Annotated in this window: 4 protein-coding genes and 1 pseudogene; 4 read left to right on the top strand and 1 reads right to left on the bottom strand. The window is 32.0% G+C overall.

The window, feature by feature from the left end; translation table 11 throughout:
- Positions 1-42 precede the first annotated feature (42 nt).
- The gene (locus LPC11_RS05325; protein ID WP_231307375.1) at positions 43-6,612 is read left to right on the top strand and encodes a SasC/FmtB family protein; all 6,570 of its coding nucleotides are present in this window, start codon (positions 43-45) and stop codon (positions 6,610-6,612) included.
- 250 nt (positions 6,613-6,862) lie between these two features.
- Positions 6,863-12,420, top strand: a pseudogene (locus LPC11_RS12590) (DUF1542 domain-containing protein).
- A 53-nt stretch (positions 12,421-12,473) separates the two neighbouring features.
- On the opposite strand, the gene LPC11_RS05345 reads toward LPC11_RS12590, so the two are convergent.
- On the bottom strand, positions 12,474-13,742 hold the full coding sequence (locus LPC11_RS05345; protein ID WP_023372972.1) for a BaiN/RdsA family NAD(P)/FAD-dependent oxidoreductase: 1,269 nt from the start codon (positions 13,740-13,742) through the stop codon (positions 12,474-12,476).
- Positions 13,743-14,064: 322 nt separating this feature from the next.
- Here LPC11_RS05345 and LPC11_RS05350 point away from each other — a divergent pair, with 322 nt between their 5' ends.
- Complete coding sequence (locus LPC11_RS05350) at positions 14,065-15,726, top strand: putative polysaccharide biosynthesis protein (protein WP_107566338.1); 1,662 nt, start codon at positions 14,065-14,067, stop codon at positions 15,724-15,726.
- On the top strand, positions 15,723-16,415 hold the full coding sequence (locus tag LPC11_RS05355; RefSeq protein ID WP_023372968.1) for a pseudouridine synthase: 693 nt from the start codon (positions 15,723-15,725) through the stop codon (positions 16,413-16,415). The genes LPC11_RS05350 and LPC11_RS05355 overlap by 4 nt, the downstream gene beginning before the upstream one ends.
- Positions 16,416-16,434: the final 19 nt, after the last annotated feature.

Here is a 16,434-nt window from a genome sequence, read left to right on the forward strand (position 1 = left end):
TTAATTATAAACAACAAGAAGTGCAACAAGGAGGAACAATTAATGAATTTATTTAGAAAAGAAACCTTTAGTATTAGAAAATTTAAAGTTGGTATATTTTCTACGTTAATTGCTACTGTAGCTTTTTTGTCATCAACTCATACCCATTTAGCGCAGGCTGATGAAACAAACTCACAACCAGTTAATGAAGTGCAAAAACTACAAGAAACAACTAGTAATGGACCATTGGATAACAATGAAGAACTTAAAAATAATCAAGAAACAATATCTGAATCGGGTGTTTCGGATGTGTCGAACCAAGTTAATCCCAATAATGATTCTGTAAACGCAAATAATCAACAGACTCAATTAGATACAAATGAAAATACAAATAATTCAATTATCAATGAAACTCAATCATCGAATAATGAATCAAATACAATGAATGAAGGAACAACTCCTATTAATAATAGTGCGACAGACAATCATGTGAAACCTGTGGCTGAACATTTGTCGGTTAAACCTAAACAACAGGCTGAAGAAAAAATTCAAAATATGAATGCGGTAATGGAACCCGCAACTAAACCTAAGAAAAGACATCGTCGTGATGTAGGTAATACACCTACAGTAGCAGGTGGCACTGGTCCACAAAATGGAACACCTCAAAATACGAATGGTGAATATTCTATAGATAATGCGACGATTGACCCAAATATAAATAATACTGGAAACAATACATTAAATTATCGTTTTACATTTGAAGATGTAGGTGTTAAACCAAGTGAGAATCGAAATAATCCACAAGTGATTGTATTGAATAGTTTACCTGGATTTAATTTGATTGATGGTGGCAAAGTAGGGGTGCTTAATGCTGTTTTAGAAAGAACACAAGTATTCCATCCCGGTGATAGAAATAATAAACAAGCGCAAGGTACGGTTCTTGCATTAGGAAGAATAGAAGGTAATGATCCCAACAATCATGGTGACTTCAATGGTATTGAAAAAGATGTGACTGTAAATCCTAATTCAGAAATTATTTTTGATTTTAATACTATGGCAGCCGGTAACGGTAAAGGTGGTACCAATTTAGTAATTAAGGACACGAACACTAACACTGTCATTGGAAATGGTGACATTCAAGCTGGAGATATGCTTCGCTTATTTAAAGTGCCTGATAACGTTTCGAACATCAAAATTCAATTAATACCTAATAACGATATAATGGGTAATGTAAGAAGACTCGAAAAAAACCAAGATGGATACAGATATTATGATTTTATCGATAATGTAGGTATTCGTTCAGGGTCACATTTATTTATAAGTGGAAGAAATAAAGAAAATAGTGTTAAAAATAATACAAACTTTACTGTAACAACACAAATTACGAATAATGGTAAGTCTGGCGCTTCTATGTTGCCAGGTGCATTTGAATATTCTATGCAGTTACCTGAAGGTATTGAATATGTACCTAATTCCATAACAACAAGTTTTCCTGATGGAAACGGTCCTAACGATGTGATGAATCCTTTGACAGAGAACTATGACCAAGGTACTCGAACTCTTACCTTTACTAGTAATGGAATTACATCTGCGACACCTACTCAAGGAGAACCTACAAGCTTATTAGCCAATAAGACATTAAATGTAACATTTAATTTAAGAGTTAATAACGTAGCTACTCCAAAACAAGTGACTTTTTCAGATGCAATTAAATCTAAGACTTATACACAAACTTATTTGAATGGAGAACCACCACAAAGCACAGTGAATGGTGTTCCATATCAAGTGAATATAGTCATGAACAAAGATGATTTACAAGCACAATATAATTGGGGCGTAGTACCATCAGATTATACGTATGCCTCATACCAAGAATATAATCGTCTAAAACAACAAGCGCAAACGATATTAAATGAAGATCGTAACAATGTCCCTTTGAATCAACAAGTCTCACAAGCTACAATTGATGATTTATTACATCAAATGCAACATACGCTTATTTCTCGTGTAGACGCTGCACGTGAACTTGGACAAAAAGCAGATGATAGATCTGATGAAGTAGATACTGTTAATGATTTAACAGACGATGAAAACGATGCTTATAGAGGGCAAATTACTAATTTAAAAAATGATGTATTAAACCATATAGATGATCAAACTACGGACGATGGTGTAACAAGAGAGAAAGAAGCGGGAATTAACAAGATTGATCAAGTCAATATAGTTCCTGTAATAAAACCTAATGCGAGACAAGCTATAAATGACAAAGCAAATGAGCAAAGACAAAGAATTCAACAAGACCCTATAGCAACAAAAGAAGAAAAAGAAGCAGCTAATGCACAAGTAGATAATCATGTTGCAAATGCAATGAATAACATTAATCAGGCACATACAAATGATGCTGTAAACGAAGCTAAAAGTAATGGTATAAACGAAATTAATTCTGATGTACCTGCCAATACGTATCGTGCAAACGCAATAGCAGCTATTAATCAAGCAGTAGTCAAGCAACGTGAGCAAATCAATCAAAATCATGAAGCAACTCAAGAAGAACGCGACAATGCACTTAATGAACTTAACCAAGCATCTGAGCAAGCGATTCAAAATATAAATAAAGGCATATCAAATAGTGACGTCGATGATGCTAAAGAAAAAGGTATTGATGCCATTTTAGACATTGCACCTGCCACAATTGTAAAACAAGCAGCGAGAGAGGCAGTCGCTAATAATGCGCAACAAAAAATTGCAGATATAAATACGAATCATGAAGCGACTTTTGAGGAACGAGAAGCAGCTATTCAGTCAGTGAATCAAGCAGTTACGACAGCAAATGATAATATATTAAAAGCTAATACTAATAACGATGTTGATGTAGTTAAGAATAATGCATTAAATCAAATACAAGCGATTACACCTGCTACTATCGTTAAAACAAACGCTAAAAATGCATTAAATCAAAAAGCACAAGAACAACACAATATTATTTTTACTAACAATGAGGCCACTGTAGAAGAACAACAAGCAGCTCAACTTATATTGGATCAAACATTAAACACGGCAATACAAAATATTAATAATGCGGATACCAATCAACAAGTATCAGATGCTAAAAATAATGGGCTGCAAGAAATTGGTAATGTCCAACCGTCAACACAAGTTAAAACGGATGCTAGAAATGCGGTTACCAATAAAGCGAATGAAGCTATTACTAATATTAATGCAACACCTGGTGCTACTAGAGAGGAAAAACAAGAGGTAGTTGATAGAGTTAATAATTTATTGAATCGCGCTTTGAATGATATTAATACTGTTAATACAACAGCAATGGTAGAAGCAATAAAAAATACAGCACTTAATGATATCGGTAATGTACAACCAACTGTAACGAAAAAGCAAGAAGCTATTGGCATATTAAATAATAATGCTACAACTAAAAAACAAAATATAAATCAAACACCTGATGCGACAACAGAAGAAAAAGAGGCGGCCATTACACAAGTGAATCAAGCACTTAATCAAGCTATTGAACAGGTGAACCAAGCTGATACTAATGCTCAAGTAGATCAAGCACAACAAAATGGTGATAATAATATTAATCAAATACAAGTGCATTTTGTAAAAAAAACTGAAGCACTAAATGACGTCAATCATCAATATAATAATAAATTAGCTCAAATTAATCAGACACCTGACGCAACAATTGAAGAGAAAAATACTGCTATTCAACAATTAGATCAAAATAAGCAACAAGCATTGGAAGCGATCAAACAAGCACAAACTAATCAAGAAGTTGATCAAGCTAAAGACCAAGCTATTCAAAATATAGATGCAATTCAAGTAAATGTCGTAACTAAGCCTGACGCAAGACAAGCCTTAATAGATGCTAAAACTGATCAAGAACGTGTCATTAATGCTACACAAGATGCTACAGTAGAAGAAAAAAATGAAGCTTTACAAAAGTTGGAACAAATATTTAATCAAGCAAATGCTTCAATCAACCAAGCACAAACTAATCAAAAGGTAGAAGAAGTACGTCAACAAGCAATTGACCAAATCAATGCGACTTTACCTGAAACAATCATTAAAAATACTGCTAGAAATAATATAGAAACAGATGCTAAGCAACGCGATAATATAATCGATAATAATATTGAATCGACAGTTGAGGAAAAAGATGTTGCAAAACAATTGGTTGATCAAGCTAAAAATGAAGCGCTAAAGAATATTGCTCAAGCACAAACTAATCAAGAAGTTAATAATGCTGAAGCAAATGGAAATCAAGAAATTCAACAAATTGTTCCAGAGACGATTGTTAAAACAACTGCAAGAGAAACGTTACTTAATGCTATAAATAATAAAAAACAAGAGGCAATTGAAAATAAAGAAGCAACTCAAGATGAAAAAGATATTTTTATTAATAATTTAAACAATGAATTAAATGATTTAAATAAACAAATAACAGCTGATAATACCAATCAAGAAGTTGCAACTACAAAAGACAATGGATTAGAAAACATTAATCAGATAGTGTTCAAGCCGACTGTTAAACAAAATGCTAGAGATGCTATACAAAAACTTTTAGAACATCAACAAGACTTAATTAATCAAGCTAACGATGCTACTAATGAAGAGAAAAATAAAGCATTAGATAGATTGCAAAATGCTGCAAATCAATTATTAGCAGATATTAATAACGCAACTACGAATGCACAAGTAAATCAAATTCAAACAAAAAGCGATGCGTTGATTCCTAACATATTACCTCATATAGTTGTTAAAGAAAATGCAAGAACAATGATAAATCAAACCGTAGGTAATCAAGATAAGGTAATTAATGGCGTTGCTGATGCAACAGTTGAGGAAAAGGATACAGCTGTTAAAGAAGTAAATATTATTGCTAATAAAGCTAAAAATGATATTAATCGATTAACAGATGATACTGAAGTAGAAAATACTAAAAATAAAGCAATTAATGATATTGAACAAATTTTACCTTCTACTAAAGTAAAAACAGATGCTAGAGGATCCTTAAATCAAACAACAGAAGCAAAATTGAAAGATTTATCGTTAACGCCTGATGCTACCAATGAGGAAATCAATGTGGCTAAATCGTTAGTTGAAAAATTATTAAATCAAGCTTTGACTCAAATTAATGAAGATAAAACTACGAATCAAGTGAATCTAACAGAACAACAAGGTGTTAAAGCAATTAATGATGTTCAGGTTAATGTAGTTAAAAAGAATGATGCAAGAAGATCAATCACTAGCGCTGAAGCAAATAAAAGCCAGTTGTTTAATAATAATGGTGAAGCAACAACTGAAGAAAAAGATGCAGCGATTCAACAATTAAAGACAATACTTCAAAATGCATTAAAAGCTTTACAGTCAGATCAAACTAACCAACAAGTTGATCAAACTGAAACTCAATCAATTGACGAAATAAATAAAGTAAAACTTAATATTGTAAAAAAACCCGAAGCTATAAATGCAATTAACCAAGCTTCTACAAAACAAGACCAAGTGATTAATATAACAAATGAAGCAACAATTGAAGAAAAAGAAATAGCATTACAGCAATTAAAAGAAGCTGTAAATCAATACACTAAAGAAGTATCTAATGCACAAACAAACCAAAATGTTGCAGATGTACTATCAAAAGCATTAAAAGAAATTGAACAGATTATGCCTAATATAGAAGTGAAACCTGCTGCGATAGACGCATTACAAGAATTATCAAGTCAAATTAAGACTCAAATTAATGAGACTAATGAGGCAACTCAAGAAGAAAAAGATGAAGCTATCAATCAATTGGAAGAAGCGTTAAAAAATAGCATTAATACTGTAGACCAATCATTAACTAATGCAGAAGTCGCTAAAGCTAAAATAGAATGGGAAACTTTAATCAAAAGTTTTAAGCCACTTATTAAAGTGAAACCAGAAGCAAACGAAGCCTTAGCTTCAATAGCTCAACAAGTTATTCAAGATTTTGAACGTATATCTGAAGCTACGCAAGAAGAGAAAGATGAAGCCATTGCGAAGGTGCATAAAGAATTGGAAATAGCCAAAATATTAGTAATGAAAGCATTAACAAATGCAGAAGTGGCGCAAGTTAAACTTAAAGAAGTGCAACTCATTGAACATATTCAACCAGTAATAGAAGTAAAACCTACTGCAAAAGATGACATCAATCTTGTTGCAAATGAAGTCAAAGAAAAAATAAATCAACTTAAAAATGTTAATCCTATAGCAATAAAAAATGCTTTAGATAGAATAGAGGATATTTTAAACGAAGCTAATACGTTTATCAAAGAAGCAAAAACAAATGCTGAAGTAGCACAAATTGTTAAAGAAACAATTGAAAAACTAAAAGCAATTCAATTACCTACAGAGGAAACTCAAGTAGAAAAAATTGTAGAAAAAGAAAATGAACCAGCTTTAGTTTGTGTAACTAGAGATAAAACTGTTGTTATTGAAAAAGAAACAAAGGATAGTTGTATATTGAAAGAAGCATCGACTCAAGAGTTGCCTAATACAGGTCTAACTAATTATCAACATCCAATAGTTCCTATTATGTTTACATTTGGAATAGCAATATTTGCAAGCAGTCTAAAACGCAGAAAAAAAGATAATTAAATGTCGAAGTGAAATAAATAATACATGAATGAGTTGTTAAGATTATAGTTATTATGATTATTAAAACAATAGTAACAACTTTGAAATAAATTTGTTATTTAATGGACTAGATTTAAAATTATATTGATGATAAAATCGATAATAAATAAATAGGTTGTACAAATTTATATTATGCGTACAACCTATTTGTTATAGAAATAAATTTCTAATACTCAACATCACGATTTATACACCTAGGAGGATAGTCATTATGAATTTATTTAAGCAACAAAAATTTAGTATTCGTAAGTTTAATGTTGGTATTTTTTCAGCATTAATAGCAACGATAGCATTTTTAGGCGTTAATCCTAATAGTGCAGATGCTGATGAACAAGATAATGTCAATGTCGGTAGTCAAATGACTGAAAATGCCGTTAATCAAGGTCAGCCAACTGATCAGCCAACACCAAATGAAAATCAAGCTGGAATTGTTGACCATACAACTGATCAAGTATCACCACAAAATACTGCATCTCTAGAACAAAATCAACAACAAAATGATAATCAAAATGCGGTTGAAACAAATAATGCGCCAATCACTAATCAAGAAGCAACAGAAGTTAATAATGAAGCAACTCAAACCAACGCTGTTACTGATAATCCAGTAAATGAAGAGAATCAAGAGCAAGTTCAACCACAGGCTAATCAAGAGAAAGCTCAAGAAACACCAAAAGAAAAACAAGATAAAGAAGCACCAGTTGAAACTAATGAAGGATTAAACAAACAAAACAAACCAGTTGCTACAGTTGAAAATAATCAAACACCTAAAAAACGTAATAAACGTGATGTGGGTGATGATCAAAATGGTAATAACGTAGCACCTAATCAAAACCAACCTGCTAATACTCAAGATGAAGCATTAGAAAATGCTAAACAAGGTGCAACAAATGAGATTAATCAAAAAGCTACTGATAAAAATCAAGCAATAGAAAATACAACAGAAGCTACGCAAGAAGAAAAACAACTAGCATTAAACGATGTAGCACATCAACAATTTAATGCTAATAATAATATCAATCAGGCAAACACTACGGATGACTTAACAACAGCTAAAAATAATGGTATTGCAGCCATTGATGCTGTAAATGTACAAGCACGTACAAGAGACGCAGCTAGAAATGCAGTAGTGCAAAAAGTTGCAGATCAAATTTTAACGATTAATAATAATCCAGATGCAACGGATGAAGAAAAACAAGAAGCAGTAAACCAAGTACATCAAACAGAACAACAAGCTTTAAAAGATATAAATGCTGCTAATACTGAAAATGAAATTAACGGTATTCAAACACAAAATGTGAATACGATTGGTAACGTTGTACCTGCATCATTAGCAAACCAAATGCAATTGCAGAAGTAAATCAAACTGCAGCTAATCATAATGATGAGATTGATGCAAATCAAAATGCAACAAATGAAGAAAAAGCTGTTGCCAAAGAACAAGTTGATGGTTTAGCTAAAAATACAACTACTAATATTAACGATGCAACAAATAATCAAGATGTAACTCAAGCCAAAGAATTAGGTATTAATCAAATTAATGCAGTTACACCTGCTACAACGGTTAAAGATGATGCCAAAAATGAATTAAATCAATCAGCGGAACAAATTAGAAATAATAATACAAATAATTACTTAGATGCAACTACAGAAGAGATAAACGCAGCTAATAACCAGGTTGATCAAATTGTAAACCAAGGTAATACTGCAATAGGTGCAGCAAATACAACAAATGAGGTTAATGAAGCAAGAGATCACGGTATTCAAGAATTACAAAATGTAGCTCCAGATGTTGTCAAAAAACCAGCTGCTAGAAATGAAATCAATCAAGCTTTTGAACAAAAGAAACAAGCAATTAATGATTCGAATCAATCAACAACTGAAGAAAAAAATGATGCTATCAATGTATTAATTCCTAGAAAAAATGAAGCGGATAATAATATTGATCAAGCATTAACAAATGATGAGGTTTCTAATGCAGTTACTAACGGTATTAATCAAATTAATGATGTAACGCCTTCAACTGACAAGAAACAACAAGCTAAATCAACAATTGCGCAAGATGCAGAAAATAAAAAGCAATTAATTAATCAAGATACAAATTCTACAATTGAAGAACATAATGTAGCTAATGCAAATGTAGATGCTGCCGTTACTAAAGCTAACAATGATATTGATCAAGCAGCAAGTAATGCTGATGTTGATAATGCAGTGACTACAAATCAAACAGATATCAATCAAATTCAACAAGAAGCACAAGTTAAACCGGCTGCAAAAGCAGAAATTGCTCAAAAAGTCACTGATCAAGAAGGCGTTATTCAAAATACTCGCGGTACAACTACAGAAGAGCAAAATGAAGCTCTACAAGCATTACAGAATGCAAAAACACAAGCAGATCAAGCTATTGATGCTGCCCAATCAAATGCTGATGTTGAAAATGTGAAGAATGAACAAATTGCAAAAATTGAAGCAATTACGCCATCTAAAGATTATAAAAATAATGCTATAGCTGAATTAGAAAACGTAGCAAATCAACGTAAACATGATTTAACTCAAGATCCAGATATGACTAAAGAAGAACATGATTATGCTATTGATTCAGTAGATCGTATGTTAGGACAAGGTAGTGCCAACGTTTATCAAGCTGCGAACAAACAAAGTGTTGATAATAATAAAAATGATGGCATAAATACCATTAATCAAGTTCAAGCATTTGTAACAACTAAAGCAAATGCTAGAAATGAAATTACTCAAGCTGCAGATCAACGTAAAGCTACATTCCCTAATGATAATAATGCAACAACAGAAGAAAAAGAAGAAGCATCAAACAACGTGGACGCTATCGTTGCAGCTTCAAATGAACAAATTAATCAAGCTAAAACTGACGCAGCTGTAAATCAAATTAAAGAGCAAACGATTCAAGAAATCAATCAAGTTACACCTGCGAATACTAAAAAAGAAACAGCATTAGCTAATATTAAAACGAAACAAGACCAACAAACATATATTATAAACAATGAACCTAATGCAACAACAGAAGAAAAAGAAGCGGCATTACAAGCATTAACTCAAGCAGTGACAACAGCTAATAATGAAATTAATGGTGCAACTACAAATGCACAAGTTGAAACTGCAGTGCAAAATGGTGAAACTAATATTAGTAATGTTACGCCTCAAACACAAACTAAAACAAACGCTAAAAATGAAGTTGATCAAGCAGCAGCAAATCAAAATAATGCTATTGATCAAAATCAAGATGCAACAACAGAAGAAAAAGATGCAGCTAAGCAATTAGTAGCACGTACACAAAATAATGCTAATCAAGCTATTGTAAATGCAGAAAATGCTGCAGATGTTGAGACTAAAAAGAATGAAGGTATTAATAGTATTGGTCAAATAAATGCTGATACAGCAATCAAAACAGCCGTTAAAGCAGATTTACAAAATCAAGCTAACGACAAAAAACAAGAAATAGCTAATAATAATGGTTCTACTGAAGAGGAAAAACAAGCGGCAAATTCAAAAGTGGATGATGCATTACAACAAGGTTTAACAGCGGTAACTAATGCTCAAAGTATCGTTGATGTTAACAGTGCAGTTAAGTCAACTGATCAAGCTATTCAATCTGTTCAACCAGAAACAGCGATTAAAGACAATGCAAAACAAGCAATTCAAAATAGCATTAATCAACAAAAAGAGGCTGTAAATCAAAATCCTGAAGCTACAAATGAAGAAAAGCAATTAGCTTCAAACAAATTAGATGATATTGCAAATCAAGTAACAGGTAATATTGAACAAGCAAATACAAGCAATGATGTAAACCAAGCTAAAAATGAAGGAACAACTCAAATCAATCAATTTGTACCATCTATTGTTAAAAAGTCAAACGCAACACAAGAACTTGATAATGCTGCTGATTTAAAACAAGAGGAATTGGATAAAACACCTAATGCAACACAAGATGATATCGCCGAAGCAAAACAAGCAGTTCAAAAAGCATTAACAACAGCAAAAGAACAAGTTACTCAATCTCAAACCGATCAAGATGTAGATAACGCTAAGGCGAATGGTGTATCTGAAATTAAAGCTATCCAACCAATTGGAACTCTTAGACAAGCTGCATTAGAAGAATTTACAGATGTCTATAACGATAAAGTGAGTGAAATAGAAGCGGATATTGATGGAACACGAGAAGAAGTGAAAGCTGCAATTACTGATTTAGAAGCAATTAAAACTCAAGCTGAAGCATCTATTAATCAAGCTATTAATGTAGCTAGATTAACTGCTGCAAAAGAACATGCTATAGAAAATGTGAATCAATTTGATGTAACATTCACTAAAAAACCATCAGCAATCGCTTATATTAATCAAGTTGCTACAGCTAAAGAAAATGAAATTAATGCAAATACTACAGCTACAGCACAAGAAAAAGAAGCGGCAATTCAAAATGTTAAAGAACAATTAGAAATTGCTGAAATCAATATTAATAATGGTGTTACAAAATATGATGTTAATGAAGCTGTAGAGATTGGTGAAAATGCAATAAATGATATTAATCCAGATGTTGTAACTAGACCTAACGCAATTAATTCAATTGATAATTTAGCAACTCAATTAAAAGAAACATTTGCAAATACACCTGGTGCAACAGTTGATGAATTAAATGAAGCTAATCAACAAGTCGATCAAATTGTACAATCTGCTAAAACTGAAATTGCCAATGCAACTTCTGATATTGATATTGCGCAACTCAAAGCCAATGCAATGAACGATTTAAATGCAGTAGTAGTAAATGTTGAACAAAAAGCGATTGCTGCTAATGCACTTAAAGAACAAGCAGATAAGGTTCAAGATATGATTGATTCAAATGATGACGCTACAGAAACTGAAAAATTAGCAGCTGAAGAACAACTAAATGATATTTTAGAACAAGGTCTAACTGATATTGATGCTAAAGATACAAACAATGACATTGCTAAAGTTAAAGAAAATGCTTTAGAACAACTTAAAGCAATTAATGTCGTTGCGGTGGTTAAACCAGAAGCAAGAACGACAATAGCAAATCTCGTTCAAAAACAAATAGATAAAATTAATCAAACACCAAAAGCAACTAAAGAAGAAAAAGAAGCAGCGATTGAACAACTTAATCCAATCGAACAAAATGCTATTGAACTTATTAAAGCAACACCATCTGATTCTGAAGTGAAGGCAATAGTCAAAGACGCTGAACAACAGATTTCACAAATCGAAGCTCAAGCGTCAATCAAAGATGACATAGAAAAAGAAATCAATAAACATATCACTCTCCAAAAAGAGAAAATCAATAATGCAGATGTATCTCAAAGACAAAAAGATAAAGCATTAAACCAATTAGATCGTCTTGCTTCACTTATCGCTGATCAACTAGAAGCTGCTGATACAAATGAAGCAGTTATGAAAGTGAAAGAAGAAGCTATTGAACAAATTGAAGCGATTCTTCCAGAAACAGAACAACAAAGTCCTAAAAAATCTGGTGTAGACTTTGTACCTAACAAAAAAGCAAATGGAAATGACGAAGGTAATGATGACTCTGAAACAACAAGAGAATTAACTAAAGTTGAGTCTGAAGAAACTATTGAAGCAGACTCAGAAGTTGATAAACAAGATAGATCAGAAACATTACCAGAAACAGGAAAACAAGATAATGAATTACCATTAGCTGGTATCACATTTGCTGCAGGTGCTGCCTTAGTAAGTAGAAGAATGGTTCAAAAGAAAGACAAATTAAAGTAAGATTATATATAAACAGAGTCTAGAAAAATCTAGACTCTGCTTTTTTGATTTTATTAATTATTCTTTATAGCATGATGTTTACCGGCATTTAAACCCGCTACGTGACCAGTGACTAATGCGCTTGTTATATTATAACCGCCAGTATAGCCATGGATATCTAATACTTCACCACATAAAAATAGACCAGAAACTAATTTAGACATCATCGTTTTAGGTTCAATTTCTTTTAATGAAACGCCTCCACCAGTAACAAAAGCTTTATCAATAGGTAAGGTACCATTAACTTTAAATGTAAAACCTTTTAATAAATTAACAATTGTATTCAATTGTTGATTTGATAAATGGTGTGATGTTGTTTCGTTATCGATATTAGCTTGTTCTAATATAAATAATAAATAGCGTTCTTCAATCAGACCATGTAAACTATTTTTAATGAATTTATCTGGTTCATCTTTTAGCTTACGTTTAATTTGTTGCGTAAGTTCTTCTTGATTTAACTCTGGAAAAGCGTCAAGAGACATTAAAATTTCGTTTTTCTTTTGATTTTTTTGTTCTTTATATACAAATTGACTACATCTTAATGCAGCAGGACCACTGACACCAAAATGCGTGAAAATCATATCCATTTGATGACTGATTCGTTTTTTACCATTTTTCTTTAATACAGATAGTTCTACATCTTTCAAACTTAATCCTTTTAACGTTTTATCTTTAATAAAGCGCTCAGGTGATGTAATTGGCACTTCAGTAGGGAATAACTCAGTTATGGAATGCCCCAAAGATTTAGCGAATTGATAACCGTCTCCTGTCGAACCTGTTTGTGGAACACTCGTACCACCTGTTGCTATAATCACACTCTTCGCTTCATATATTTGTTGCGATGTTTCTACTTTGAAAATACCATCTTCATTTACAGATAGATGAGTTACAGCAGTTTCTTCTTTAACAGTGACTTGTTGTTCATTAATAGTTTTTACTAACGTGTCAACGACATCTTGGGCCTTGTTTGAAACAGGGAACATTCTCCCGTGATCTTCTTCTTTTAATTTAACGCCGCGATTTTCAAAGAATTCAATAATGGATTCATTATCAAATATTGAAAAAGGGCTATATAAAAACTTACCGTTACCTGGTATGTTTTTAATTATTTCTGCATAGGGTAAGCGGTTGGTAACATTACAACGACCACCACCTGAAATTTTTAATTTTCTACCAAGACCTTTTTTCTTTTCTAATATAAGAACTTGACTAATATTAGAACTAGCAGCTACAGCAGCCATTAAACCACTTGGGCCACCACCGATGATGATTGTTTGATACATATTAACTTCCTCCAATGAATATTCATCACTATTGTAAATGAATCAATAAATATATGCTACAGAAGTTGTATAATTAGATGACAATGCATAAAATAATAACTATAATAGAAAACTTGAAGTATTATTATATACATAATCCATTTTTAAAGGATAAGTAAGGATTAATTCGTTTTTATCATCTAATCGTTTAAAAATTATTATAAAATCAATCCCCATGTTAGTCTTTTTGTGATATATTTTATAATAATGTAAGCTAATGATAGCGAACACAACATGAGTTCAACTAGGTTTAATAAACTTTTTAAAGATAGGAAGATAGTTAATGAGCGAAAGTAAAGAAATGGTTCGAGGGACCTTTTTAATTACACTAAGTATTCTAATTACGAAAGTTCTCGGTGTACTATTTATTATTCCATTTAACCATTTAATAGGCGGACAAGAAAATATGGCACCGTTCACGTATGCCTATGCACCGTATAATATTGCGATAGCTGTAGCTACAGCAGGAGTGCCACTTGCAGCCTCAAAATATGTAGCTAAATATAATGCATTAGGTGCATATAAAGTCAGTCAGAAATTTTATAAATCAAGTTTTATTGTCATGAGTATCACTGGTGTACTAGGATTTTTAATTCTATATTTCCTAGCACCATTTATTTCAGAATTAACTTTATCTCGTAATGCGTCAGATAAAAATGGATGGTCTGTGGCAGATATCACTTGGATTATTAGAATTATAAGTATGGTAGTTATCTTCATCCCTGTATTAGCAACTTGGAGAGGTATCTTCCAAGGTTATAAATCAATGGGACCTACTGCAGTATCTGAAGTAACTGAGCAAATAGCGCGAGTGATTTTTATCTTAGTAGGCAGTTACTTAGTATTAAATGTATTTGATGGCACAGTACTAATGGCGAATGGTATAGCAACATTTGCTGCAGCTATTGGCGCTATAGCAGGTATCCTTACATTATGGTATTACTGGAGAAAACGTAAGAAAAATATTGATAAAATGGTATTATCAGATTATACCGATATCAATGTTTCATACGGCAATATGTATAAAGAAATCATAAAATATAGTATTCCGTTTGTAATAGTAAGTTTAAATTTCCCATTATTTAATTTAGTCGATCAATTTACACATAATGGCGCATTATCTGTGGTAGGTGTATCATCACAATTACAAGACATTTTCTTTAATATGTTAAATATGTCGACAAATAAAATTGTTATGATTCCTACATCGTTAAGTGCTGGTTTTGCAGTAAGTTTAATTCCATACATTACCAAAACGTATGAAGAAGGTCGTTTTGAAGAAATGCATAGACAAATCAGAACGTCAATTGGTGTACTGATGTTTATTACAGTCCCAGCAAGTATTGGTATTATGGCATTAGCACAGCCGTTATTTACAGTCTTTTATGGATATGATCCAATAGTTCAAGGTCATGATCCTAACTTTGATGGTAGTAGATTACTGTTTATCTATGCACCAGTTGCAATTCTAATTTCACTATTAAGTGTGACTGCATCTATGTTACAAGGTATCGATAAACAAAAATTAACCGTTTATGTTATTTTAGGTGCTGTTGCTATTAAATTAATCCTTAACTATCCACTTATTATGTTATTGCATACACCGGGTGCCGTACTAAGTACGTCAATTGCATTACTCTTTGCAATTGGTTGTAACTTCTACATCTTAAAGAAATATGCACAGTTCAAGTTTAGTTATAGTTGGATTCACTTCGGTAAAATCTTTTTATATTCGTTTATTATGATGTTAGGTGTAGAATTAGTATTCTTTATTGGAAAATTATTCCTAGCACCTAGCAAATTAGGTTATTTAATTATTATTGCTGTAGGCGTTGTTGTAGGTGCAGCTATATATGGTGGTATTACAATTAAGACTAAATTTGCAGATGAGTTTTTAGGGGATATTCCTGAAAAAATCAGACGTAAAGTTGGTTTCTTAAGATGAGATTAGATAAGTTTTTAGCAAATATGGGTGTAGGTACACGAAATGAAGTAAAGCAAAGTTTAAAAAAAGGCCACGTTATAGTGAACGATAACGTGATTAAGTCGCCTAAAACGCAAATTAATCCTGATGAAGATATCATTACAGTTAATGGTGAAAAAATTATATATATTGATAAAGTGTATATCATGTTAAATAAGCCATCTGGAGTAGTATCAGCGACTGAAGATGATAAACATCAAACTGTAATAGATTTAATCCCTGAGTATAAACACTTGGGGATTTTCCCTGTAGGTAGGTTAGATAAAGATACGGAAGGCTTATTACTAGTCACTAATGATGGTCAATTTAATCATGACCTGATGAGTCCCAATAAACACGTGCCTAAAACATATGAAGTATTATCAAAGTATGATGTAACCGAAAGTGATATTGAATGTTTTAGGAAAGGTATAGAACTGTCCGATGGTAAAGTGAAACCAGCACAATTAGAAATCATTGAAAAACGACAATCACGTGTTACGATATACGAAGGTAAATATCATCAAGTTAAAAGAATGTTTCATGAGATAGAAAATGAGGTATTACAATTAAAACGTATTAAAATTGCTAATTTAGAGTTGGATACATCACTTAAATTAGGAGAATTTCGTTTATTAACTGAAGAAGATTTTAAATTACTTTTAAACTAAAGAAAGAGAAGGTGTTTGA

Source organism: Staphylococcus sp. HL28, assembly GCF_021117155.1.
In the GTDB taxonomy this organism is placed as follows: Bacteria; Bacillota; Bacilli; order Staphylococcales; family Staphylococcaceae; genus Staphylococcus; species Staphylococcus warneri.